18 protein-coding genes are annotated in these 24,828 nt (G+C 66.0%); 7 read left to right on the top strand and 11 right to left on the bottom strand.

Annotation, left to right across the window (positions count from 1 at the left end; translation table 11 throughout):
* Nucleotides 1–204 precede the first annotated feature (204 nt).
* The 4 genes from JC616_RS00780 to JC616_RS00765 all read left to right on the top strand — a co-directional run bounded on the left by JC616_RS00780 (nucleotide 205) and on the right by JC616_RS00765 (nucleotide 5,031).
* Nucleotides 205–771, top strand: coding sequence for a fimbrial protein (locus JC616_RS00780; RefSeq protein WP_227106205.1), 567 nt, complete (start codon nucleotides 205–207; stop codon nucleotides 769–771).
* Between the two features lie 64 nt (nucleotides 772–835).
* The gene (locus JC616_RS00775; protein ID WP_227106203.1) at nucleotides 836–1,567 is read left to right on the top strand and encodes a fimbrial biogenesis chaperone; all 732 of its coding nucleotides are present in this window, start codon (nucleotides 836–838) and stop codon (nucleotides 1,565–1,567) included.
* Between the two features lie 23 nt (nucleotides 1,568–1,590).
* Nucleotides 1,591–4,005 carry a fimbria/pilus outer membrane usher protein gene (locus tag JC616_RS00770; RefSeq protein ID WP_227106201.1) on the top strand — a complete coding sequence of 805 codons (2,415 nt, stop codon included), beginning with the start codon at nucleotides 1,591–1,593 and terminating at the stop codon, nucleotides 4,003–4,005.
* 33 nt (nucleotides 4,006–4,038) lie between these two features.
* A complete protein-coding gene (locus JC616_RS00765) occupies nucleotides 4,039–5,031 on the top strand; it encodes a fimbrial protein (protein ID WP_227106199.1) in 993 nt (330 codons plus the stop codon).
* Nucleotides 5,032–5,242: 211 nt separating this feature from the next.
* Here JC616_RS00765 and JC616_RS00760 read toward each other — a convergent pair whose 3' ends face one another.
* Both JC616_RS00760 and JC616_RS00755 read right to left on the bottom strand, forming a co-directional pair.
* The gene (locus JC616_RS00760; protein ID WP_227106197.1) at nucleotides 5,243–6,961 is read right to left on the bottom strand and encodes a nicotinate phosphoribosyltransferase; all 1,719 of its coding nucleotides are present in this window, start codon (nucleotides 6,959–6,961) and stop codon (nucleotides 5,243–5,245) included.
* 28 nt (nucleotides 6,962–6,989) lie between these two features.
* Nucleotides 6,990–7,802: a ribose-phosphate pyrophosphokinase-like domain-containing protein gene (locus JC616_RS00755; protein WP_227106195.1), complete on the bottom strand. Its 813-nt coding sequence runs from the start codon at nucleotides 7,800–7,802 to the stop codon at nucleotides 6,990–6,992.
* A gap of 134 nt (nucleotides 7,803–7,936) precedes the next feature.
* On the opposite strand from JC616_RS00755, the gene JC616_RS00750 reads away from it, so the two are divergent.
* Together JC616_RS00750 and JC616_RS00745 are read left to right on the top strand one after the other, a co-directional pair.
* Complete coding sequence (locus JC616_RS00750; RefSeq protein ID WP_227106194.1) at nucleotides 7,937–8,635, top strand: NUDIX hydrolase; 699 nt, start codon at nucleotides 7,937–7,939, stop codon at nucleotides 8,633–8,635.
* Between the two features lie 225 nt (nucleotides 8,636–8,860).
* On the top strand, nucleotides 8,861–9,175 hold the full coding sequence (locus JC616_RS00745; RefSeq protein ID WP_107801069.1) for a hypothetical protein: 315 nt from the start codon (nucleotides 8,861–8,863) through the stop codon (nucleotides 9,173–9,175).
* Nucleotides 9,176–9,264: 89 nt separating this feature from the next.
* Here the strand turns inward: JC616_RS00745 and JC616_RS00740 are convergent, their stop codons facing one another.
* From JC616_RS00740 to JC616_RS00705, 8 genes are all read right to left on the bottom strand, one after another.
* Nucleotides 9,265–11,499, bottom strand: coding sequence for a TonB-dependent receptor (locus JC616_RS00740; protein ID WP_227106192.1), 2,235 nt, complete (start codon nucleotides 11,497–11,499; stop codon nucleotides 9,265–9,267).
* 603 nt (nucleotides 11,500–12,102) lie between these two features.
* Nucleotides 12,103–13,095 carry a siderophore ABC transporter substrate-binding protein gene (locus JC616_RS00735; protein WP_227106190.1) on the bottom strand — a complete coding sequence of 331 codons (993 nt, stop codon included), beginning with the start codon at nucleotides 13,093–13,095 and terminating at the stop codon, nucleotides 12,103–12,105.
* Nucleotides 13,092–13,874: an iron ABC transporter ATP-binding protein gene (locus JC616_RS00730; RefSeq protein WP_227106188.1), complete on the bottom strand. Its 783-nt coding sequence runs from the start codon at nucleotides 13,872–13,874 to the stop codon at nucleotides 13,092–13,094. Before JC616_RS00730 ends, JC616_RS00735 begins: the two co-directional genes overlap by 4 nt.
* Nucleotides 13,871–14,821, bottom strand: coding sequence for an iron chelate uptake ABC transporter family permease subunit (locus tag JC616_RS00725; protein WP_227106186.1), 951 nt, complete (start codon nucleotides 14,819–14,821; stop codon nucleotides 13,871–13,873). The genes JC616_RS00730 and JC616_RS00725 overlap by 4 nt, the downstream gene beginning before the upstream one ends.
* Nucleotides 14,818–15,762, bottom strand: a complete 945-nt coding sequence (locus JC616_RS00720) for an ABC transporter permease (RefSeq protein ID WP_227106184.1) — start codon at nucleotides 15,760–15,762, stop codon at nucleotides 14,818–14,820. Before JC616_RS00720 ends, JC616_RS00725 begins: the two co-directional genes overlap by 4 nt.
* Nucleotides 15,759–17,528 carry an ABC transporter ATP-binding protein gene (locus tag JC616_RS00715; protein WP_227106182.1) on the bottom strand — a complete coding sequence of 590 codons (1,770 nt, stop codon included), beginning with the start codon at nucleotides 17,526–17,528 and terminating at the stop codon, nucleotides 15,759–15,761. Before JC616_RS00715 ends, JC616_RS00720 begins: the two co-directional genes overlap by 4 nt.
* Nucleotides 17,522–19,321 (bottom strand): ABC transporter ATP-binding protein, encoded by a 1,800-nt coding sequence (locus tag JC616_RS00710; protein WP_227106179.1) that lies wholly within the window; start codon nucleotides 19,319–19,321, stop codon nucleotides 17,522–17,524. The genes JC616_RS00715 and JC616_RS00710 overlap by 7 nt, the downstream gene beginning before the upstream one ends.
* Nucleotides 19,318–19,887, bottom strand: coding sequence for a sigma factor-like helix-turn-helix DNA-binding protein (locus JC616_RS00705; RefSeq protein WP_227106177.1), 570 nt, complete (start codon nucleotides 19,885–19,887; stop codon nucleotides 19,318–19,320). Before JC616_RS00705 ends, JC616_RS00710 begins: the two co-directional genes overlap by 4 nt.
* Before the next feature lie 361 nt (nucleotides 19,888–20,248).
* Between JC616_RS00705 and JC616_RS00700 the strand changes: the two genes are divergently transcribed.
* Nucleotides 20,249–22,405 (top strand): condensation domain-containing protein, encoded by a 2,157-nt coding sequence (locus JC616_RS00700; protein WP_227106175.1) that lies wholly within the window; start codon nucleotides 20,249–20,251, stop codon nucleotides 22,403–22,405.
* A 740-nt stretch (nucleotides 22,406–23,145) separates the two neighbouring features.
* Here JC616_RS00700 and basC read toward each other — a convergent pair.
* Nucleotides 23,146–24,462 carry a putative histamine N-monooxygenase gene (gene basC / locus JC616_RS00695; RefSeq protein WP_227106173.1) on the bottom strand — a complete coding sequence of 439 codons (1,317 nt, stop codon included), beginning with the start codon at nucleotides 24,460–24,462 and terminating at the stop codon, nucleotides 23,146–23,148.
* Between the last annotated feature and the right edge of the window lie 366 nt (nucleotides 24,463–24,828).

Below are 24,828 nucleotides of genomic sequence, written 5' to 3'. Positions count from 1 at the left end.
TAAACTCTTATCAATCCCCACGAGCGGCTTAAACCTTGTTTGCCGACATCAAAAAGTCCAAACAAGAAAAGTTATGGCTTGGTAAGAAAAGGTAAGAAGCGCTCAAAGTCAGGCTAAAGACCTGAATTGAATGTGTTTTTATCATGCCGTCTCCACTCAAGGCCCAGGCCAAGCACCTGCGCGCCGCAACCACTGGAGACCACCATGAAACAAAAACACAGCCTGCTGGCCCTGGCGGCCGTCTTTGCCGCCGCGCTTCCACTGGCGTCTCAGGCCGCCGTCACCCGAACCGGCACCATCAAGTTCACTGGCAAAGTCACTGCCCCCAGTTGCTCGGTAAACGGCAGTACGGCGATGGCTATTCCCGCTATTGATGTCACTCTGGACGAGATCTCCATGGACAAGGTGCAAGCCTTGGCGAGCAAACCCAGTGCTCCCAAAAAGCACTCAATAGTAATTGCCTGCACGGGCGCTAAAAATTTGACCGTGTCCCTCAAAGCTCTAAACAGCACCAACACGCTCACAGGCCAAACCAACATCCTGAAGAACACCGCCAGCGGCTCGCCGGCAGCTGGCGTTGGCATCGCGCTGTATCAGACGGGAACTGACACAAGCTACAACCTTGTGTCTGGACAACTGCTGAACAAGTCCGCTCCAAGCGCAAGCGAAACCATCACGTTTGATGCCGCTTACGTTAAGGACCCGGCAGTTACCACGATGTCCGCCGGCCCCGTACAAGCCGACCTCCCCTTCGAACTGAGCTACGACTAAGCCCTCGCCTCCTCCACCCACAGCGGCGGGTTTCCCGCCGTTGTCTATTTTCAGGGCCTCCATCATGAAAACCCTGCTGCAAGCCGCCGGCTTGGCGGCCTGGCTGGCCATGCCCCACGCCAACGCCGGCATCAGCCTCAACGGCACCCGCGTCATTTTCGACGGCGCGCATCCGGAAGCCGCCGTCACCGTGCGCAACCACGGCGCGGACATCCTGGTGCAGTCCTGGCTGGAAGCGCTGGACGGCGACAAGGTCGAACTGCCCTTCGCCATCACCCCGCCGCTGACGCGGCTGCCGGCCGGGCAGGAGCAATTGCTGCGCATCCTCTACGCCGGCGCCGGCGCGGCCGATCAACGGGAAACCGCCTTCTGGCTCAATGTGCAGGAAATCCCGCAAGCCGCCGGGCAAGGCAATGTGCTGCAACTGGCGGTGCGCCAGCGCGTCAAGGTGTTCTACCGCCCGCCGGGCCTGGATGGCGACGCGCTGCAAGCGCCGGAACGCCTGCGTTGGCGGCTGCGGCGCGAGCGCGGCAGCAGCTGGCTGCAAGCGGACAACCCCAGCCGCTACCACGTGACCGTGACCGGCCTGAGCCTGCTGTCCGGCGGAAAATCCAAGGAGATCTGCCGCGCCCGGATGCTGGCGCCCGGCGCCGGCGAGCAATGGCCGCTGCCCGCCGACGCCGCAAACGACGCGCGCTTGCGCTACCAGATCATCAACGACTTTGGCGCCAGCCAGGCTTTTGAAGTCCGGCTGCAAGGCGCCGCGCCCGCCCAGCCGCGCCGGCTGGAGCCCTGAGCCGGCCGCCGGACCGCAAGGCGATGAGAAGCAAGCCGCTGACGTCCCCTGCCCGCCGCAGCGCCGCGATCCCGCTGGCCTGCGCCTGCGGGCTGATCGCCTGCGCGCAGGCGCTGGCGGCGGACGCGTCCGTCTTCAACACCCGCTTTCTGAAGCTGGACGGACAGGCGGCGGACCTCAAAGCGGTGCTGAGCGCCGGCAACGACATCCTGCCCGGCCGCTATCGCGTGGACATCCTGCTCAACCGCCAGCTGGCCGACCGCCGCGACATCCTGTTCCGCCAGGAACGGGACGGCAAAGTGCGCCCCTGCCTGGATGCCGCGCTGCTGCGCAAGCTGGGCGTCAAACTGCCGCCGTCCGGCCCCGGCGACGAGGCCTGCGTGGACCTGCCCCAACGCCTGGAGCACGCGCAAGCGCGCTACGACTCCACCCGGCTGCAACTTGAGCTTTCCGTGCCGCAAGCCCATCTGCTGCGCCGCGCGGACGGCTATGTCGACCCCTCGCTGTGGGACGCCGGCGTCAACGCCGCTTACGCCAATTATCAGTTCAGCGGCCAATACCGCCGGGGCCAGCACGGCCGCGCCAGCCGCCAGTGGTATCTCGGCCTGCAAAACGGGCTCAATCTGGGCGACTGGCGCTTGCGCAACGACGCCACCCTCAACGGGAATACCGGCCAAGCGACAGAAATACGCAGTAACCGCACCCTGCTGCAACGCGACATCACCGCGCTGCGCAGCCAGCTGGCGCTGGGCGAGCAATACACCGACGCCATGCTGTTCGACAGCTCGCGCATCCGCGGCGCGCAACTGAGCCAGGACGAGGCCATGTTGCCGGACAGCGAGCGCGGCTACCGTCCGGTGATCCGCGGCCAGGCGCGGAGCCAGGCCACGGTGGAAGTGCGTCAGAACGGCTATGTGCTGCACCGCGCCGACGTGCCGCCCGGCCCCTTCGAGTTCAGCGACATCGCCCCCTCCGGCTCCAACGGCGAACTGGAAATCACGGTGACCGAAGCCGACGGCAGCCGCCGCGTCAGCCATCAAGCCTTCTCCAGCCTGCCGCTGATGCAAGCCCAAGGCCGCTGGAAATACCACGCCGCGCTGGGCCAATACCAGGGCGGCGAAGCGGCCCGTCCCGCGCTGGCCGCCGGCGCGCTGGTTTACGGCCTCAGCGACGACGGCACCGTGGCCGCCGGCGTCCAGCTCTCGCCGCGCTTCCAGGCCGTCAAGCTGGGCCTGGGCGCCAACACCCCGCTGGGCGCGCTGTCGCTGGACCTGAGCCAATCCCTCAGCCGCGCCCAAGGCCGCCGCAGCCAGGGGCAAAGCCTGCGCCTGCTGTACCACAAGGCCCTGCCCCGCACCCAGACCCAGCTCACCCTGGCCGCTTACCGCTACTCCACCGCCGGCTATCGCAGCTTCAACGATCACGCGGCGGACCTGGCCCAGCGCGCCAACCAACACCGCGCGCGCGCGCGGATGGACCTCAGCGCCCAACAGGCGCTGGGCCGCGAGGGCCGCCGCGGCAGCCTTTATCTCAGCCTCAGCCGGCAGAACGATTGGGGCCGGCCCGGCGCCAGCCACAGCCTCAACCTGGCTTACAGCCACCGCTGGAAACAATTTAATTACCACCTCAGCCTCAGCCGGAGCCGCGACGGCCGCGGCCAAGGCGACAGCCAGATCACGCTGGGCTTCAGCCTGCCGCTGGACAGCGGGCGACACGCCCCGCAGCTCAGCGCCCAGCTTGGCCGCGACGCCCTGCACACCAGCCTCAGCGGCCAGTTGGGCGAGGCCGACAGCTACACCGTCTCCGTGGGCCGCGACAGCCAGGGCGACGCCAGCCTGAACGCCAGCGGCGCCCATCAAGGCGATGTCGCGCAGCTGAGCGCCGCCTATAGCGCCGCCCGCGGCCATCAGTCCGCCAGCCTGGGCGCCAACGGCGCCATCGTCGTCCACGGCGGCGGCGTCAACCTCAGCCGCGCCGTCGGCGACACCTTCGCCCTGCTGCAAGTGGACGGCGCCGCCGGTCTGAACGGCAACGGCTACAGCGTGCGCGCCGACGCCCAGCCTTATCGCGCCAACAGCCTGAGCCTGGACAGCCTCAAACTGGGCGCGGCGCTGGAACTGGAGGACGGCGTCAAGCAAGTGGTGCCGCGCCGCGGCGCAGTGGTGAAGGCCGTGTTCAAGGCGCGTAGCGGCCGGCGCGTTCAATTCAGCCTGCGCCGCCGCGACGGCAGCGCGGCGCCGTTTGGCGCCAGCGTGGAGGACGACGCCGGCCAACCCTTGGGCATCGTGGACCCGCAAGGCCGGACGTTGCTCTTGCTTAAACAACCGAAAGGCCTGCTGGCCGTGAAATGGAGCGGCGGCGGCTGCAGCGCCCGCTATAAGCTGCCGCCCGCCAAGCCAGGGCGTCATTACCTACGGCTAGAACTGCCCTGCCACTAAGCGCCGCGCTTAATCAAAGAAAAGGATACCCAAATGCACACGCCGCCTACCCGCCGCCCGCTGCTGGCCTGCCTCGTCTTGCTATTGACGCTGGGAAGCTGCAGCCGCCCAAGCCATGCCGATTGCAAAGTGGTTTCATCAACCATCACTCCAGCGCTTCCCGATCCCTTGGTAATTCCATACCTGGCGCCCGCCGGACACCTGATCGCCAAGCAGGTGCTGACAACCACGGTCAAATGCGACAAGCGCAGCGCCAACGGCCAACACAACTGGTACGCCTTTTTGTCCTATGGCAACACCGACAACGGCAGCTCATCGCTTAGCGGCGTCAGAAAAACCCAAACTTCCGGCATCGGCATTCGCTGGATAAACAGCAATACCCACTCCGGAAAATCTCAGACCTTCAGCACCACAAGTCTGAACAATGGCCGCACCAATCTACGCGGCATGCCCTTGAACGATACCGTCACCATTACCGACACGATCGAACTGGTCACAACCGGCCCGGTGACATCTGGGCGGCTCAATCCGGAAAGCCATGCCGTCAACTACAAGAACAAGAAAGGCGGCGATCACGGACAGCCGCTCTACACCTACTCCTTCAATCAGCCCGCCATCAGGGTGATAGGCTGCTCGTTCAAAAACGCCGGCCAAACCGTCCGCCTGCCCGACGCCAGTACCCGAGACTTCGCCGGCGCCGGCCGCGCCGGCGATAAGCCGTTCAACATCGATCTGGACTGCGCGCCCGGCACCAGCGTCAGCGCCAAATTGAGCGACGCCAACGCGCCCGGCGCCGCCGGCACGCTGCTGAGCATTGCCGGCGGGCCTGGCAGCGCCCAAGGCATTGGACTGGAGCTGCAGCGCCAGGGCGAAACCGGCGCCTATACGCTGGGCACCGAGTTCACCAGCCTGGCGGCCAGGCAACAGCACGCGCTGCCCATGGTGGTGCGCTACGCCGCCAGCGGCCCCGCCATCCGCCCCGGCCTGGTCAATGCCGCCGCCACCGTGGAGCTGAGCTTTAATTGAGTCCCCGACAATGCAATAAGGCCAGGCATGACGCCCGGCCTTAGAACCTGTTTACGATCTGCTGCGCGTCGGCGATACGGCGTTGAAACCCGCTTCGAAATGCTCATGTACCACGCGTACATTCCGCTTTCTCAGCCGCAACGCCTTGTCTCGCCTTAGCTCGCGAGATCGTAAACACGTTCTTTAGAGTCCGTTCACAACCTACTGCGCCTCAGTCCTCCGCGCCCCAGCGGATGCTGCCCGGTTCCGGGCATTGCCAGGAAGCCATCAGCCGCTGCCGGATTTCCGCCAGCGATTGCCGCGCCAGCAAGCGGCCGTCGCGGAACACCGGCCGCAATTCGCCGCCCTCCGCCTGCTCCGCCGTCTGCTGCTGGTGCAGCACGTAATGATCGCCCTCGCGCTCCACTCGCAGCAGTCCCTTGGCGGATTTCTTGGTGCCGTCGTCCGTGGCCGGGTCCTTGTAGATATCCACCGCCTCGCCGTCCACTTCCGCGTAAATCGCCTTCAGCGCATAGCCGAAGGTGTCCCGCGAATTCATGCCGTAGACAAAGCTGCCGATGCCGAACACCACATTGCCGGAGGCGAAGCCCTTGGCCGCCAGCCGGCGCAGGATGGCGCGGGCGCGCGGCAGGGTGATGGAGTCGCCGTAGATCAGGCCCACATGGCTGTCCAGCAGCCGGTAGCCGGCGTCGCTGACCGTGCCGCCGTAAATCTCCCACAAGCACTCCACCGCGCCCTTGCGCTCGGCCTCCGTCACCCGCTGGCCGTCGCTCAGCGCCGTGTACGCGCCGTCCGCGTCCCTCGCCGGCTGGCCGTCGACGCGGACCAGTTCCTCGTCGCGGTAGCCGGTGAGAATTTTCACCGGATCGCCGGAATCCGGACGGAACACCACCTTGGCGTTGCCCAGCGCGTCCGGCCGCCGCGCCAGGATGTCGTCCTTCAGTTCGCGGGCAATCACCGTGAGCACGTTCCAGAAATCAAAGGTATCGCTGACGATGGACACCATGCCCCGCGGATAGTCCTGGCTGACGAATTCCCGCACCACCTCCCGTTCCGCCAGCCGGCGCAGCGCCGCCTCCTCCAGCCCGGCGTGGGCCGGGTCGCGGCGCAGCCGCTGCAGCGTCAGCAGGATGCGCAGCGCCATCACGCTGTGCTCCGACGCCGGAATGGAGCCGCCCACCAGTTCCCGCTCCGCGTCCGCGTCGTAGAAGTCCTCCAGATAGTCCAGCGCCGGAATGGTGTCGGTGCCGGTGAAGGACAGCAGATGGCCGGCGCCGCAGCGCATGGCGTCGTGCACCCCGCTCATGCCGCGCATGGAAAAATCATGGCCCTGCCAATTGACGAACTCCGGCGCGCTGCCGGTGAGGCGGGCGAAGTAATCCAGCAGCTTGCGGAATTCAAACGCGATGGTGGCCACGGTGGACGGCTTCCAGGATTCGCAGCTGAACAGAGTTTCAAAATAGGTGGCCACCCAGGGGAAATCCGGATGCGTGTTGCTGAAGATCACCGGCGGCACCTTGATGTCCACCCGCGCGCCTTCCGGCAGGGAGCGGATTTCCAGCGGCAGATGACCCAGCGCGTGCAGCGCTTCCAGCCGGCCTGCCGGCACCGCGCCGGCGCCCAGCGCCGTATCCATGCGGCGCTGGTATTTGCGCACCGCCTTGTCCCGCGGCTGGCGGAAGAATTCTTGGTCGAACAAATCGATCAGGTATTGCTGGATGAAACCCTGCAGGCCGAACCACACCACCTTATTGTCGAACAGCTCCGGCAGCACCGGCGCGTACTTGGCCGAACGCGGGGTGAAATTGGCCACCAGCTTGGTGGTGGCCGCCGGATACATGGAGGGATGGCCGGTTTTGTAGAAGTCCGCCAGGTTGAACGGCTGCAGTTGGTTCAGTTCACGGGCCAGGGGGTGGATGGGGGCGTTCATGATGGATTCCCTATCTAAATTAAGTGAGTCAAACCAGCTGGCAGCGGACATCCGCCGTCCAGTCGTTACGGCTGAATACCTGCTGGTAATGTTCCAGCAGCGGCTCCAGGCCATGGCTGAAAATACCGTGGGTCACATACAGGTACAGCGGCGCGTCCAGACCTTGTTCCCGCTGGCGAGCGCGCAGCGCCTTGGCCAGCTCGGTGAAGGTGCGGCCGCCGTCGCAGATATCGTCCACCACCAGCAAGGGCAGCGCCGGCAAGGGGCCGGCCACCTGGGTGCCGCTGATGCGGCCGCTTTGGGTGTCCCTCACCTTGTCCGCCAGCACCGCCTCGCAGCCCAGCTCCCGCGCCAGCTTCAGCACCCGCTTGCGCGCGCCGGCGTCCGGCGCCACCAGCGCCGCCGGGCCCACTCGCTCCAGCACCCGGCGCAGCGCCGGCAGCGGGTCTTCCACTTCCACCCGGTCCAACAGTGCGGTCACCACATCGCTGTGCGGGTCCTGGATCACCACCCGGCTGTAGCCTTGGGCATTGATCAGCTGGCAGAACACCTTGGCGCTCAAGGCCTCGCCCGGGTTGGCCACCCGGTCCTGGCGCGCATACGGCACATAGGGCAGATGCAAGGCCAGCGGGCGGCCCGGGTAAGCGCGACGCAGCGCGTCGCTCAGCATCAGCAAACTCATCACCGCTTGCGCGTCCGGCAGATGGGCGTGCAGGCGCAAGGCCTGTGCCGGCGCGTCCACTTCCACCGACACCTGCACTTCCCCACCGGGAAACACCGTGCTCTGAAAGGCCAGCGGCTGGCTGCCGCCTTGCTGCGAATCCGCGAAAATCTTGAACATGATGCTGACTCCTGCGCTGCGTTGACTTACTTAGTTGATAATTTCAACTAACATGCGCACAGTATAAATTCACTTAGTTGAGTTTTGCAACTATATGGCGGAAAATATTGGAAAAGCCAAACCGGAGACCTCCTATGAGCCCCTCGCGCCCCGCGCCCGCCGTCAGCGTGGACATTGTCCTGCTCACTCTGGGCGCCGCCGGCCTGCAAGTGGCGCTGCACCGCCGCAGCCACGCCCCCTGCCAACACCAGCTGGCGCTGCCCGGCGGCTATGTACATGTGGATAAGGACGACAGCTGCGAAGCCACCGCCATGCGCGTGCTGCGCGACAAGACAGGGCTGGAGCCGCGCTATCTGGAACAGTTGCGCACCTTCGCCGGTCCGCGGCGCGACCCGCGAGGCTGGTCGGTGGCCATCTCCCACGTGGCGCTGATCCCGCTGCAGCAACTGCAGGACGCCGGGGACGGCGTATTCCACTTTTACGATGTGGACCAGCTGCCGGAGCTGGCCTTCGACCACGCGGAGCAAGTGCGGGAAGCGGTGCAGCGGGTGCGCAACAAGGCCAGCTACTCCACCCTGCCCTGCTGGCTGCTACCCGAACGGTTCACCCTCACCCAGCTGCAACGCACTTACGAGCAGATTTTTGGCGAGACCGTGTCCCGCGGCACTTTCCGCTCCCGCTTGGGCATCAAGGTGGCGGACGCCAAGCCCGGCGAATACGCGGACGAGGCCGCCATTCTGGAAGCCACCGAAGAATTCCTCGGCGGCAAGCAGCGTCCGGCGCGGCTGTTCCGCATCAACCGGCTCAGCCTGTTCAAGCGCGCGCGCTGGTAAGGCCTAAAGAGTCTGTTCCAAGGCCGGCCCGGCTGTCGTCTTGACGCTCCCGCCTTCCCCACTCAGGCTGCCATGCGCCGCGCCCGACAGCGCGGCCATGAGCCTGCCCGCGTCCTCCGCGCCGCGCAGGCGTTTCTTAGAGCAGATCTTTGTGGAGCTCATAATGAATATATTTAATTTGCACCGGCGGCATCCCCGTTTTGTCACTGTCAGGGAGGAGCGGCCATGAACGCCCAAGCCACCCCGGTCCTGCTGCAACTGCAAGACCTGTTGCAAGAGCTGCGCGCCAACGCCCAGGGCCGGCCGGAACTGGAGGCCTTGTGCCACAAGCTGGACCGCCGCTATCTGGAGGTGGACGAGGGCCTGACCCGCAGCGTGCTGCGTTTTCACTCCGCCACCCAAAGCCTGCAAGCGCTGATGTCCTTGCTGCTGAGCTGCCCGGACACCAAGACGCTGAACGGCGAGCAGATCGCGGCGCTGCTGGAGCCGGTGCGGCAGGAGTTGCAAGCCGCCCATAAGCTGATTTGCAAGGTGATGTAAACGCGACAACGCCGCGGCGGAAGCCGCGGCGTCGGTCAAACGCCCCGCATGGCCGGCAGGGCAAGGCTCAGAGTCCGCGAAGCGGATGCTCAGAACGACACGGTGCCGGACAGCAGGAAGGTGCGCGGCGCGCCCAGGCCGCCGGACAAGCCGCTGCCGTCGCCGCCGCTCCACGAACCCACCCAGTAGGCGCGGTTGGCGACGTTTTGCACCGAGGCGCGCAAGGTGATTTCCTTGGCGGCCAGCTTGGTGGTGTAACGGGCGCCCAAGTCAAACGTGGTGTAGGACGGCAAGGACAGCTGGTTGTTGTCGCGGACGAAGCGCTCGCCCACGTACTGGGCGTTGCCGGTGGCGGTCAGGCCCGGCAGGGCGGCGATATCGTATTCCACGCCCAGCTTGGCCATCACCTTGGGCACGCCGGAGGCCTGCTTGCCCAGGTGCGCCGGGTCCAGCGCCTTGGTCAGCTCGGCCCTGGTGTAGGACGCGCCGCCCATCAGACGCAGGCCGCGGCTGGCCTCGCCCCAGAAGCTCCACTCCAGGCCGCGGTTGCGCTGTTCGCCGTACACGCCGAAGACATTGCTGTCCGGGCTGGTGTAAGCGCTGGGCCGGGCGATCTGGAACAGGCTCAGGCTATGGGTGAGGCCGCCCCAATCCAGCTTGGCGCCCAGTTCGTACTGCTCGGTCTGATACGGCTGCAGGCTTTCGCCGGCGTTCTTGGCCGTGTCCGGCGCCACGCCGCCCTGGTTCAGGCCCTGGATATAGTTGCCGTAAACCGAGAGCTGGTCCGAAAGCTTGACCAGCAAGGCGGTGGCCGGGGACCAGCGGCTTTGGTCGTAGTTGGAGGTTTGCGCGCCGGCGGCGTCGTAGTTGCTGCTCTGCACGTTCTGACGCCGCGTGCCCACCGTCCACTGCACCTTGCCGTCCATGAAGGACAGCGTATCCACCAGGGCGATACTGCCCAGCTTGTCCTGAACGCTCCTGCCCATATACCGGAACGCCGGCATGGACCCGAAGGACGGCGCATAGTAATTGGTGTTGAAGGTGGGGCCCATTCCATCCCGGTAGCTGCGCTCCGAGCTGAAGCGCGTGGCCGCCAGCGACCACTTATGCTGAATCTTGCCGGTATCGAAATGACCGCGCACGCCGGCCTCGCCGGATTTCTGCGTGCCCTCGTTCATCAGGCGGAACGCGCTCACGCTGAGGTCGCCGGCGTTATTGAGCAAGCGGTCGCGCGTGATGGTGGCGTCGAAGTCCGCCTTGCGATGGCCATAGGCGCCGTACAGGGTCAGCGCCTCGCTCAGCTCGTATTCGCCGCGCAACAAGGCCACCTGGGTGGTGTTGGTATTGGTGGCCCAATCCGGCGCAAACTGGTAATCGCCTTTCTTGGGCGTGGGCACTTGGGTCACGCCGGGGGCGATGGAGAAGATGCCGAAGTAATTGATGCCGTCCATCTTTTCGCGCTGCCGGTAAAGGTCCAGCGAGACGCGGGCGCGCTCTCCGCGCCAGTCCAGGCCCAGCGAGGCCAGGTTCATGCCCTGTTTCTGCTTGTCCACCGCGGTGTCGCCGTTGCGGTAAACGCCGTTGAAGCGCACGCCCCACTGCTGCCTGTCGCCAAAGCGCCGGCCCACATCCACGTGCACGCCGGGCATATTGTCGGACTCATAAGTCGCGGTGACCGAGGTCAGCGGCGTGTTGCCCGCGCGCTTGGGCACGATGTTGACGCTGCCGCCCAGGCTGCCTTCCGGCGGCATGCCGTTGAGCAGGGTGGACGGCCCCTTCAGCACTTCCACCCGCGCCGCCATCTCGGTGGAGCCGCGCAGATTGGGCGCCATGCCGATCAGGCCGTTGAAGGTGATGTCGTTGGCCGAGGTGGGGAAGCCGCGGATATTGAATTTCTCGAGGATGGTGCCCTTGCTGGCCACGTGAACCGAGGGATCGGCGGCGCCGATCAGCGCGCCTATCTCGCGCGCCTGCTGGTTGGCCACATAGTCCTCGGTGTAGCTGATGGTGCTGAACGGCGTGTCCATCACGTCCAGATTGCCCAGCACGCCCACCCGGCTATCGGTGGCCAGCTGGCCGCCGGCGTAGACGCGGCGGCCTTGCACCACCACCGGCGCCAGCCGTTCCGGCGCGCCGTTGCTGGCCTGGGCCGGCGCATTGTCCGCCGCCAGCGCCGCCGGCGCCAAGCTCAGGCCGGCGCCGCCAAAGCCCACCATCAGGGCCAGATGGGTGGCGGCGCGCAGCGTATTCAGGGGGAAGGCGGATTGCGGCGCGAGTCGGCGTGTAGTTGATATGGGGGAGGCCGACCGTTTCTGACTCAACATCCAGATTCCTTTCTACGTGAGGAGATTGTTTCACTTCACTATGTATTCCGAAGCAAAGTGCGAAACCCTCAAATAGAAATGAAAATCATTTTTGATAGCACATCGTCAAGTCAACTCGCGCCCGGCTTAGCGCTTGTTCAACGTCACGCGAGCAAGAGCGAAAACCGTTGAGAACCTGTTAACGATCTGCTGCGCGTCGGCGATACGGCGTTGAAAACGCCCTCAAAATGCTCATGTACCACTCGTACATTCCGCTTTTTCGGTCGTTTTCGCCTTGTCTCGCCTTAGCTCGCGAGATCGTAAACACGTTCTGAGAAAGCGGAATGTGCAAGGGGTAGGAGCATTTTGAACGCGCGCCTCACGACGCGCAGCAGATCATGAAAGCTGGTTTCAAGAGCTACCTTGGTGAACATAGAGACCGCTGGTGGGTATCGCCTACGGCTCCTCCCACCCTACACAAGCTTGCTCGTCATCAGTAGGGTGGGAGGAGCGCAGCGATACCCACGCGGAAATCTCTTGAAGGGCCGGGACACATCGGCTGCGCGGTTTTCCGCGTACCGCGCTGGATTTCAAAACACGGCAGCAAAGATCGTAAACCGGCTTTCAGCTGCGATAGCCCTTGATCACCTCATCCCCAATCCGGTTCAGGCAGCTCAGGCTGGCGGTGCACAGATACCAGGTTTCGGCGTCGGCGAAGATCACCTTGCCCTTGCGCCAGGCCTTGGTCTGCCGCAGCAGCGGGTTGTCCAGGGTTTTCAGATTCAGGGCTGGCCGCCGCTCCATCACCGCGGTGCGGTCTATCACGTACAAGATGTCCGGGTCCGCCTGCTGGATGAACTCATTGGAGATGGGCTGGCCGTGCAGGCCGCTATTGGTCTCATTGCTGGCCGGCTTCACGCCCAGGGTGTCAAAGATGTAGCCGTAGCGCGAGCGCACGCCGTAGGAGGTGAAGGCCCCGTTGTTGTGCAGCACGATCAAGGCCTTCTCCGGGCGGCCGGCGGTCACCTCGCGCACCTGCTTGATCTTGGCGTCGATCTCGCCGGCTTTCTCGCGCGCCAGCGCCTCCTTGCCCAAAATCCGGCCCAGGGTCAGCAAATGCTCCTTGGCCGTGTCCAGGGTATGGCCGGGGCGGTTGTTGAGGTCGATGTCGTAATGCAGCGTCGGCGCGATGCGGCTCAGCTCCGGATAGCTCTGCGCCTGCAGCGGCGAGATCAGGATCAGGTCCGGCTTGAGCGCGTGCAGCCGTTCCAGATTGGGCTGGATGGTGGTGCCCACGTCCATCACCTTGGGGTCCTGCTCGTACTTCTTCAGGAAGCCGGCCACATAGTCCTTGGAGATGCCCGCCACCGGCGCGCCCAACTGGTCCAGCGCGTCCAGCTCGCTCATGTCGAAGGCCACCACCCGCTCCGGCCGCTTCTTGATCTGGGTGGTGCCCAGCTCATGCTTGACGGTGAGCGGGGCGTAGGCGGCCTGGGCCGCCGGCGCGGCGGCGGCCGCTTCCGGCGCGGCCTGTCGGGCGTCGCAGCCCAGCAAGCCGCCGGCCACGGCCAGCGCCAGCAGGGCCGCGCGCGCGCGCGGCGTCTTATGAATGCTCATACGGTTTCTCCAGTGGGTGAGGGATTGAAGTAATTGCAGACGAAGCCGCGCTCGCTGGGCAGGATGTCCACGGCCAGGCCGTAGAGATCGCGCAGCCGCGCCTGGGTGACCACCTCGGCCACCGGGCCGCAGCCATGCACCGCGCCCGCCTTCATCGCGACGATGTGGTCCGAGTAATTGGCGGCGAAGTTGATGTCATGCACCACCAGGATCACGGTGCGGCCTTGTTCCTCGCTCAGCCGGCGTATCGCCTGCATGATGCGCACCGCGTGCTTCATGTCCAGGTTGTTGAGCGGCTCGTCCAGCAGCAGGTAGTCGGACTGCTGGGCGATACTCATCGCCAGAAAAGCCATCTGCCGCTGGCCGCCGCTGAGCTCGTCCAGATAGCGGGCGCGCAGCGGCTGCAGGCCCAGGAAGGCCAGCGCCTCGTCCACCGCGCGGCGGTCGTCCCGGCTCAGCAGGCCCTGGCTGTAGGGGAAGCGGCCGAAACCCACCAGCTCCTCCACCGTCAGGCGCAGGCCGATATTGGGGTGCTGACGCAAGGTGGCCACGCGCTTGGCGTAGCTGCGCAGCGGAATCCGCTCTATCTCCTCGCCGTCCATCAGAATGCGGCCGGCGCTGGGCTTCAGCAGCCGGGCGACGGACATCAGCAGCGTGCTCTTGCCGGCGCCGTTGGGGCCGATCAGCGAGGTGACTTGCCGGGAGGGAAAACTGAGATTGACGTCGCGCAGCACCTGTTTGTCGCCGTAGGCTTTGTAGACGCGCTCAAGCGTGATCATGCATGTCCTCTGCTGCGCACCATCAGCGCCAGGAAATAGGCCCCGCACACCAGGTTGACCAGAATGCTGACGGTGGTTTTGTAATTGAACAGCTGCTCCACCAGGAGTTGGGCAGCAATAAAGATGGTGATGGCGACGGCGCAGGCCAGCGGCAGCGTGACCCGGTGCCGGAAGGTGCGCGCCAGCGCATAAGTGATGTTGGCGACGAAGACGCCCATGAAGGCGGTGGGCCCCACCAGGCTGGTGGACACCGCCGCCAGCACCGCGATCAGCGCCAGCTGCATGCGCACATTGCCGGGGTAATCCACGCCCAGGGAAATGGCCTGCTCTCGCCCCAGCAGCAGCACGTCCAGCACCGCCAGCCGCCGGCGCACCAGCCAGGCCGCGGCCGCGGTGAGCAGCGCGGCGAACAGCAGCGCCCCGGGCTGGATCCGGTTGAAGGAGGCGTAGCTGAAGCCCTGCAGGATGGCGAACTCGCCGGGGCTGGTCTTGAGCTGGATGAACTGGGTGAAAGTGCCCAGCACCATGGTCAGCACCAGGCCGCTCAGCAGCAGCAGATAGAGATCGTTGCGCTCCTTGCGGAACAGCGCGCGGTGCAGGGCCCAGGAATAGGCCAGCATCACCGCGATGGACAGCAGCGCGTTGCCGTGGCGGCCCAGCAGCGCCAGGCTTTGCGCGCCCAGCAGCAATACCAGCAGCGCCTGCAGCAATAGGTAGATCGCCTCGTAGCCCATGATGGCCGGGGTCAGGATGCGGTTGCCGGTCAGCGTCTGGAAGGTGAGCGCGGACACGGCGATGCAGACGCCGGCCACCCCCATCGCCGCCAGGCGGATCAGGCGGTTGGGAATCACGTAATCGAAATCCAGGCCGGAGCCCAGCAGCAGGAACGCCAGCGCCAGCGCCGCCGCCAGCGCCCAGACGCCGCGGCGGATCAGGGCGTCCCTCATTTGTGCTTCCATAGAATCATCATCAGGAACAGGACGCCGCCCACGCTGCCCGCGGTCAGGCCGATGGGCACTTCAAACGGGTAGATCAGCAGGCGGCCGATGATGTCGCAGACCAACATCAACAAGGCGCCGCAGGCGGCGACGATGGGCAGCGTGCGCTGCAGGTTCTCGCCCCAGCGCAGCGCCACCAGATTGGGAATGACCAGGCCGACAAAGGGAATGGCGCCCACGGTGATGACGGTGGCGGCCACCGTCACCGCCACCAGCACCAGGCCCAGCGCCGCGGTGGCCGCATAGCTCAGGCCCAGGCTGGCCGCCATCTCCTCGCCCATGCCCAGCACGGTGAAGCGGTGGGCGTAGCAATACGCCAGCGCGACGATGGGCAGGATCAGGTAGACGATCTCGTAATTGCCTTCGACGATCTTGGAAAAATCGCCCAGCAGCCAGCCCTGCATGCTTTGCAGGATGTTGTGGCGGTAGGCGTAGAACTCGGCCACCGCGCTGAGCACGCTGCCGTACATCAGCCCTATCACCGGCACCAGCACGGTGTTCTTGAACTGGATGCGGCGGATGATGGCGATGAAGACCAGGCTGGAGACAAAACAGAAAGCCAGCGCGAACAGCATCCGCCCCAGATTGCCGGCCTCCGGCGCCAGGCTCAGCCCCACCAGGATGCCCAGCTTGGCCGCGTCCAGCCCGCCGGAGGTGGCCGGCTCCACAAAGCGGTTGCGCACGATCTGCTGCAAAATCACCCCGCACACCGACAGCCCCACCCCCACCAGCAGCAGCGCCGCCAAGCGCGGCAACCGGCTGGCGGTGAGGGTCAGCCAGCTGTCGTCGGACAGGGCCAGCGGCCCGGTCCAGGCCATCTGTTTGGCCCCCACCATCAGGGACAAGCCGCTGCAGGCCAAGAGCAGCAGCGGCAAGGCGAGTCGTTTCAAGACAGGGCCTCTGCGGCCGGCGCCGCGGTGATGCGCCAGCCTTTTGCGCTTCTGCGCTGCTCCAGGAAGTGGGCGTAAAGGCCGGCGCGCGCGCTCAGCTCGGCATGGCTGCCTTGCTCGCGCACCTTGCCGTCCTCCAGCACCACGATCTGGTCCGCCATCTCCACCGTGGACAGCTGGTGGGCGATGACGATCAGGGTGCGCTTGCCGCGCAGCCGGGCCAGCGCCTCGGCGATGGCGGCCTGGTTCTCGGTGTCCAGCGCCGCCGTGGCCTCGTCCACCAGCAGGATGGGCGCGTCCTTGATCAGCGCCCGCGCAATGGAAATGCGCTGGCGCTCGCCGCCGGACAAGCGCGCGCCGCCCTCGCCCACCGGCGTGTCCAGGCCCTGCGGCAGGCGTTCGATGATTTCCTCCACCCCGGCCAGCCTGGCCGCCGCCAGCACTTCGGCGTCGCTGGCGTCCGGCTTGCCGATGCGGATGTTGTCGCCGATGCTGCCCTGGAACAGATAAGCGTCCTGGAAGATCTGGCTGATCTGGCCGGCCAGCCGTTCGCTGGACAGGTCGCGGACATCCACGCCACCCACTTTCACCTCGCCCTGGTCCACATCGAAGAAGCGGGCGATCAGGCGCAACACCGTGGTTTTGCCGGAACCGGACGCGCCCACCAGCGCCGTCATGCTGCCCGGCGCTATCCGCAGGCTGAGCTCGCTCAGCACTTGCACCTGTTCCGGCCCGTAGCGGAAGCCCACCCGGTGCAACTCCACCGAGGCGTCCGCCGGTTCGCCGGAACGGACCGGCTCGGCCATGGGCTCCACCTCGAACAGCTTGGCCACCGCCTGCAGCTGGCCGCGCGCGCCGCGCAGCACCTCGCTATAGCCGGCCACGTCCAGCAGCGGGTCGATGAAGCGGCTCATCAGCATCAGCGCCACCAGCGCCGGAATCACCGTGGCCGGGGTCAGGCCCAGGCCGGCATGGTCGCTCAGCCACAGCGCGGCCACCAGCAGCAGCGCGGCGAAACTGGCCTGCACCGCCCAGACGTTGAGCACCGAGGACAAGGCCGACAGCCGGATCAGGCGCCGGCCGGAGCGCTGCTGCTGGGCGATGGCCTGCTCCAGAAAACGCGTGCCGCCGCTTTCGCCGTTGAAGGCGCGCAGCACCGATTGCGCCTGCGCGAACTCCACCATGCGCTGGCTGCTCTGGCCGGCGTGCTGCTGATAGGCCTGGTCCGCGCGCTGGCTCAGCCGCGCGGTCAGCCCAAACACCAGCAGCAGGCAAGGCAGGCTGGCCAGCCCCACCCAGCCCATCAGCGGATTGACGGCGAACAGCGCGCCCAGCACCACCACCGGCGTCACCACGCCGACAAACAACGGGGTGAACACATGGGCCGGCAGTTGGGCCATTTCCATCATGCCCTGGGTGGCGATGTGATTGAGCCGGGCGGTGTTGCCGGCGCTGAACCAGCCCACCGGCAGGCCGCCGACATGCTCGGCCAAACGATGGCGTCCGCCTTGCAGCACGGCGATGCCGACCGCGATGCCGGCTTTCTCCACCTTGCGCCGCAAGCCCCAGCACAGCGCCACGCCCAATGCCTGCGCCGCCAGCCACGCGCCGGCCGCGCGCGCCTCGCCGGCCAGCAGATGGCTGAGCACCGGCGCCAACATCACGATGGTCACGCCGCACAGCAGGCTGTAGGTCAGCGCCAGCCACGCGTAACGGCGCAATTTGGCCGCGTCCTCCCCCAGCAGCCGAATAAAAGTCTTCAACATTGCGGCACCAATCCTTCCTGTTCTGCTTCTCCGGCCTTGCCGTAATGACCCTGCGCCCACAGCCGCGCGTAGCAGCCGCCCTGTTCCAGCAACTCATGGTGCCGGCCGCGCTCGATCAGCCGGCCCTTGTCCACCACCAGGATCTGGTCCGCCTGCATCACCGTGTCCAGCCGGTGCGCAATCACCACCAGGGTGCGGCCGCGGGCGAAGGCGGACAGCGCCTGCTGCAGCTTGACCTCGTTTTCCGCGTCGGCGGCCGCCGTCGCCTCGTCCAGCACCAGCACCGGCGGGTCCAGCAACACCGCGCGGGCGATGCTCAGCCGCTGGGCCTCGCCGCCGGAGAACTGCACGTCCTCGCCGATCACCGCGTCGTAGCCGCGCGGCAGTTCGAGAATGCGATCATGGATATTAGCCATGCGCGCGGCTTCCTCGATTTCCGCCTGGCTGGCGGAAGGCCGGCCCAGCGCGATGTTGTCGCGCACGCTGGCGTGGATCAGCCTCACGTCCTGCAAGACAAAGCCGATGCGCCGATACAGCTCCGCGCTGTCCAGCTGCCGCAGATCCACGCCGCCCAGGGTGATGCGCCCGGCGCTGGGGTCGAAGAAGCGCAGCAGCAGCCGCGCCAGCGTGGACTTGCCGGCGCCGGAGGGGCCGACGATGGCCGTCACCGTGCCCGGGGCCAGCGTGAAATCGATGCCGGACAGCACCGGCTCCTGCTCGGAATAGCCGTAGCTCAGCCCTTCCACGCGGATCTCGGCGTCGGCCGGCCGCGCCGCGCCGGCGGCGGTTTCCAGCACCGGCGTCTGCAGCAGCGCGTGCACGCGCTGGGCCGCGCCGGTGGCGTGGTTCAAATCATGAGTGATATAGCTCAGCATCAAGAGCGGCGAGCTCAGGCCCGGCGCCACCAGGGCGAAGGGCAGCACGTCCACCGGGGCGATCCAGCCCAGGCCCACCATCAGCGCGCCGAAAGCCAGCACCACGCCCAGCACCGACACCGGCGCGATGATGGCGTTGGCGTTGGCCATCGCGCTGACCAGCGGCCGGGTGAAATCGGTGAAGGCGCTGGCGAAGGCGTCTATCGCCGCGCGGTAGCTGCCGTGTGCCTTGTGCTGCGCGCCAAAGGCCTTCACCACCGGAATGCCGTTGACGAACTCCACCACCGCGTTGTTGATGCGCGCCATGCCGGCGCCAAAGCTCTCCATATTGGCCGCACTGGCCTTGTGCGCCCGCGCGAAGAACAGGAAGAACAGCGGAAACGGCAGCAGCGAGGCGATGGCCATGCGCCAATCCATCGCAAACAGATACGCAATGGACGCCAGCACCGCGCCCGCGCTGCGCCCCAGCGTGGTGTAGAAATGGGCGGTCAGGCTGTGCAGGGTGCCGATATCGTCGTGCATCGCCTGCTTGACCTCGCCCGAGGCGCGGCTGGTGAACCAGCCCAGCGGCACCTTGGCCAGCCGGCGGGTGATGGCCAGACGCAGCAGGCCGGTGATGCGGTTGTCCGCCAGATGGGCCACCACGTCGCCGGCCAGGATCAGCGTCATGCCGGCGAACAGGCAAAGCAGGCTCAGGCCTACCACCCGCCACAAGACATCGCCGCCCAAGGCGGCCGCGCCCTGGCCCAGCGCCAGCTGCGCGATATGGGCGACGCCGGCCAGCGGCGCCAGGCTCAGCATGGACCCCAAACCCGCCAGCAAGCCGGCGGCGATCAGCCGGCCGCGTATCGGCGCCAGCACGCGGGCGATAGGCCCGGCCGCGGCCGCCTCTCCCAAAACCTCTTCCTCAACACTCATGACAACTCCTCTACGACACGAATTAATGAATGCGGCTTGCACGCACCCTGCCCCAGGCCAACCTCCACGCTGCGGCGGCAAGCCTGCAGGCCGAGCGCGACGTATTTCTCCACCGACGACACCGACACCTGCAGCTCCGCGGCGATATCGCCGTAGCTCATGCCGTTGAGCCGGGACAAGAGCAGGGCCTGGCGCACCTTGAACGATTTGCCCATCAGCGCCAGGTCCACGCCCTTGATCTCCTCCTTCACCAGCGCGCGCGCCTCTTCCGACTGCGCGCGCGGCTCCGGCTGCAAGGCCTGGCTTTCCAGATAACGGGCCTCCAGCCGGCGGCGGCGCAGCAGATCAATCACCTTGCCTTTGGCGATCTGCGCCAAATGGCAGCGCGATTCGTCCGCCGGCGGAAGCCGGCCTTTCTGGATGAGGTGCAGGTAAATGTCGTGAGCCAGCTCCGTCGCATCGTTCGGATTGCCCAACTTGCGCTGCAACAAGCCGCACAGCCAGCCGTGGTGATCCAGGTACAAGCTCCGCAATTGCGACTGAAAAGTGATCGGGCCATTGTCCACGCCCCTCTCCTTTTCACTTGTATTTGCAAATGATAATCATTTTTATTATTATCACCGACATTGTCAATACGTCATACAAGACGTAATCAACCAATGTCCTTTGCATGAATTATGCCGAAAAGCCAGTTTACGGCCGCCGGGCATGACGCATAAGCGCCCCCTCAGCCCGATGGGGCCATGACTGACACGGCCGGAATCCCGCGCCTGCCATGCCGTAGACATCTCATCGCAAGAACCCGCCGCACCCATTCCCAGGGCCGTCATCCCCCGACGACGCGTCCTGTTGACTGGCGACCGTCAAAGGCCTCCCGTCGCCGCCCGCAACGATTATTGGCTGTTGAATTTCAGAAGGAGACCACTCTTGTCGCACCCCCACCCCGACATCCCGTCGCAGCGCCTGCCCCTGAGCCTTCACGAAGAACAATGCTGGCTATTGCAGCAGCAACACCCGGAACGCCTGAACCGCCTTGTCGACGCCTGGCGGCTGGACGAGCAAACGGACCTCGCCCTGCTGACCCTGGCGCTGCAACAGCTGATCCAGGCCCGGCCGGAGCTGAACGCCCGTTACCAGTTCAGCGACGACGGCGATCTGCGCAAATCCCATGTGGACGGCTGGCACCCTTGCATCGCCTTCCCGCGCATGAGCGAAGCCCAGCTGGCCGAGCGCCTGCTCGCGCTGCGCGCGGCGCCCTGGGACGCGGAGACGCAGCCGCCGTTCCAGGCCCTGATCGTCCACACCGAACACAGCGCCGTGCTGGCGCTGAGCCTGCACCCCATCCTGGAGTCGGCCCAGCCCTTCAAGGCCTTGGCGGACGCGCTGGCCCGGGGCTATCGGCAACTGGACGCCGCCCGCCGCCCGCTGACGCTGACGCCGCTGCCCTTGCAGGCCGGCGAGACCGGCTACCGCCCGCCGGCGGCCGCCCAGCCCGCCGCCGACGGCCAGGACGCGATCGCCGCCGTCATCCTGAGCGAACTGCGCGCCGTGCTGGCCGAGCCCGGCATGACGCCGGACGACAACTTCTTCGATTTCGGCGGCCATTCGCTGCTGGCCACCCGCATCATCGGCACGCTGCAAAGCAAGCACGGCATCCAGATCCGCTTCAACGACTTCTTTGAAGCGCCCACCGCCGCCGCGCTGGCCGCGCGCGCCACCGTCAGCGAACAACGCCGTCAGGCCGCGCCGTCCGCCGAAGTGCGGCAAGCGCCGCTGGCGCTGGCGCAAGCCTCGCTGTGGCGCGCCTACGCCGCCTACGACTTCGGCACCATCTTCAACCTGCCCTTCGCGCTGGACTTCCTCGATCCGGTGGACGAAAACCTGTTCCGCCTGGCCTTCACGGACTTGCTGGAACGCCACGCCAGCCTGCGCGCCACCTTCCATCAAGAAGACGGTGCCGCGCTGCAGCGCATCGTGCCGCTGACGGAAATCGGCGGCTACAAGTGGTTCTGGAGCAGCGCGGAGAGCGAGGGGCTGACGCTGGCGGACGAAGCCGCCCACCGCTTCGACCTAAGCCGGGAACTGCCGCTGCGGATACGCTTCTTGCGCCACCCGGCCACCGGCCGCCAGACCCTGTCCTTCCTGGTGCATCACATGGCGATCGACGAATGGTCGCTCAATGTGATGATGGACGAGCTGGCGCTGGCCTACCGCGCCCGCGCCGCCGGCAAGGCGCCGCAATGGGCCGCCCCGGCGCCCTCCTTCCACGCCTTCGCGCTGGAGCAGCAGCGCCAGGGCGTCAACCCGCGCCACATGGACTACTGGACCGCCATGCTGCGCGGCGCCACGCCGGGCCTGCGCCTGCCGGACCCGGGCGCGCCGGCCGCCGCGCCCGACCAGGCCGCCGGCTTCAAGGCCAAATGGCTGGAGTTCAAGCCCGAGCCGGGCACGCAGGAAGCGATCACCGCCTTCGCCAAGCGTCATGACTCCTCGCTGTTCAGCGTGGTCTACACCGCCATCGCGCTGGCCCTGCATAAGCTGGGCGATCTGCCGGAAATCGTGATCGGCACCTCGTCCTCCGGCCGCACCGACGCGGCGTATTTCGACACCGTCGGCTACTTCACCACCATGGTGGCGCATCGGGTGCGCTTCGACCGCGGGCAATCGCTGGGCAGCCTGCTCAAGGACGTGACCCTGACCATCAACGACTCCATGGCCTATGCCGACATTCCGCTGGAACTGGTGCAAAACGCGCTGGGCATGACGCCGGCGGACGGCCTGCTGTTCGACGTCTACGTCCAGGTCCACGCCAACAACGCGCTCAACGGCGCGCTGCCGGCCCCGGACGGTGGCGAGATCCGCTACCGCCAGATCGACCCGGACAAGAGCGAATCCATGTTCGGCCTGCAGTTCGAGATCATGGAGGACGCGCACGACGGCTCGCTGCGCCTGGTCATCACCTACCGCGCGGAACGCTACTCCGCCGCCCAGCTAGAGGCCATCTGCGCCACGCTGCACCGCTTGTTCGCGCTCTTGAGCGCGGGCGATGCCAGCGAGCGGAGGCTGGAAGAGCTGCTGGGCTAAGGCCTATTCCATGCCCGCTGCGCGTCGGTGATACGGCGCGCAAAACCTTGACGCCCCCGCCCTCAAACGAGAGCGGGGGCGTCAATTCCATTAGGCTTCAGAGCCTATTCGCAATCTATTTCACCTTAGCTTGGCCCCAGGAAACCCCGCGTCCGATGCGCCCCGGCCCCGGTCCGCGTGGGTATCGCTACGCTCCACCCACCCTACAGCGACAAGCAGCCTTCGTAGGGTGGGTGGAGCCGCAGGCGATACCCACCAACAGCGCAGCCTGTTCACAATCTTTGTTCAGTGTTTTGAAATTCCGCTAGCACACAGGCAACCCCGCACCCGATGCGCCCCGGCCCCGATCCGCGTGGGTGGAGCCACAGGCGATACCCACCAACAGCTCAGTCTGTTCACAATTTTTGTTCAGTGTTTTGAAATTCCGCTAACCCACAGGCAACCGCGTACCCGACGCGCCCCAGGCCCAGTCCGCGTGGGTATCGCTGCGCTCCACCCACCCTACCGCGACAAGCAGCCTTCGTAGGGTGGGTGGAGCCGCAGGCGATACCCACCAACAGCGCAGCCTGTTCACAATCTTTGTTCCGTGTTTTGAAACGACTCTAGCGCTCAGGCAACCCCGTACCCGACGCGCCCCGGCCCCGATCCGCGTGGGTATCGCTGCGCCCCCCCCTACCGCGACAAGCAGCCTTCGTAGGGTGGGTGGAGCCGCAGGCGATACCCACCGGCCGGTTTAGAACCTAGCCCTGCGGCAGCCCATAATGCTGGAACGCCGAACGCTGCGGCAGGCGATAACGCGGCTGACCCAGCAACTGATTGATGATGGCCGCGTTGCGGATCGGGCCTATGCCCAGGTCCGGCGAGCCCACCCCGTGCTGGAAAATCTCCGCGTTCTGCACAAACACCCGGCCCGGCCCCTGATCGCGGCGGCGGGCGGTGAAATCCTCCTCCACGATGCAATCGCCCTGCGCGTCCACCTCCAGCACCGTCTCCTTCAAGCGCTCAAACCACTGCGGCCAGGCGTGGGCGTAACCGGTGGCCGCGACGATGGCGTCCGTCTCCAGCTGGCAACGCTGGCCCAGCTGCCGGTGATGGCAAGTCATGCGCAGCGCGCCGTCCGCGCCCTGCTCCTCCAGCGCCTCCACATCACAATTGGAATACAGCTTCAGGCCCGGCTCGCGGCCGCCTATCGAACGCTCGTAGAGCAGATCGAAGATATCGCCGATGGTGGAGAAGCTGATGCCCTTGTACAGCAAGCCCTGGCCGGCCACCACCTCGCGGCGCTTCTCGCGCGGGATGCTGTGGAAGTACTGCATATAAGCCGGGGTGAAACACTCCTGCCCCAGCTTGGAAAACTCCATCGGGTGGAAGCCCGGCGCGCGCGTGATCCACTGGATGGACGCCCCGGCCGCCACCTGCTCCGGGCTCAGCTCGCGGAACAGCGCCAGCACGCACTCCGCTGCGCTCTGGCCGGAGCCGATCACGGTGACGCGCCGGCATTGCGACAGCGCTTGTTGATTGGGGATGAACTGGGCGGAATGGATGACCCGCGGGTGACGGCTGGCGCGCGCCCACGCCGGCAGCCACGGCGAAGTGCCCACCCCCACCACCAGATCGCGGCCGGCGTAGCGGCGCATCCCGCCCGACGCGGACTCGCTGTCCACCACGAAACGCCCCGCGTCCGCGTCGTAAGCCACGTCCCGCACCTCCTCGCCAAAGCGGCAGGCCGGCAGCTGCTGCGCGGCCCAGCGGCAGTAATCGTCGTATTCGATGCGCGGCACCAGGGTGTTGTCGTAGTAGTAGAACTGGTAAAGGCGGTCATGCTGGTGCAGATAGTTCAGATAGCTGAGCGGATGCGTGGGGTCCGCCAGCGTGACCAGATCGGCCAGGAACGGCACTTGCAGCGTGGTGCCCGGCAACAGCAAACCCTCATGCCAGCGAAACGCCGGCTTGCGCTCCAGAAACACCCCTTTGATATCCGAGTGACGCGACAACAAAGCCGCCAAGCCCAGATTGAACGGCCCGATGCCGACGCCGGCAACATCTACGTTCGCCATTTCCATATGCGAAAAACTCCCAAGGTTCTATCAAAGGTTCTATCGATTGTCCCCAGGGCGGGATCGCCGCCCCGGGGTAAAAGTGTTTAGAACTTGTCCACGATCTTTTGCACTACCAAGTCCAACGGGACTCAGCTTGCTCGGCGCGAAGAAAACCACGTGCCCGACGCGCCCCAACTCCCTTCAAGCCTGCCGTCGGGTGGCAGGCCCGAGGTTTTAAGCGGCTGCTTGTTCGAGCACCGCGACGTTAGCGCGGTGCGAGTTCAGCCGCGCCTCGGGCCTGACGGGATCCGGCGGGAAGCCGCAGGCCAGGCTTGCAGGGCGGCCTTTGGGGTGAAGGGGAATTTGGCCGAGCAAATTCCCCTT

It is taken from the genome of Chromobacterium rhizoryzae (assembly GCF_020544465.1).
Classification (GTDB): domain Bacteria; phylum Pseudomonadota; class Gammaproteobacteria; order Burkholderiales; family Chromobacteriaceae; genus Chromobacterium.
This window is presented reverse-complemented; position numbering and strand designations above follow the sequence as displayed.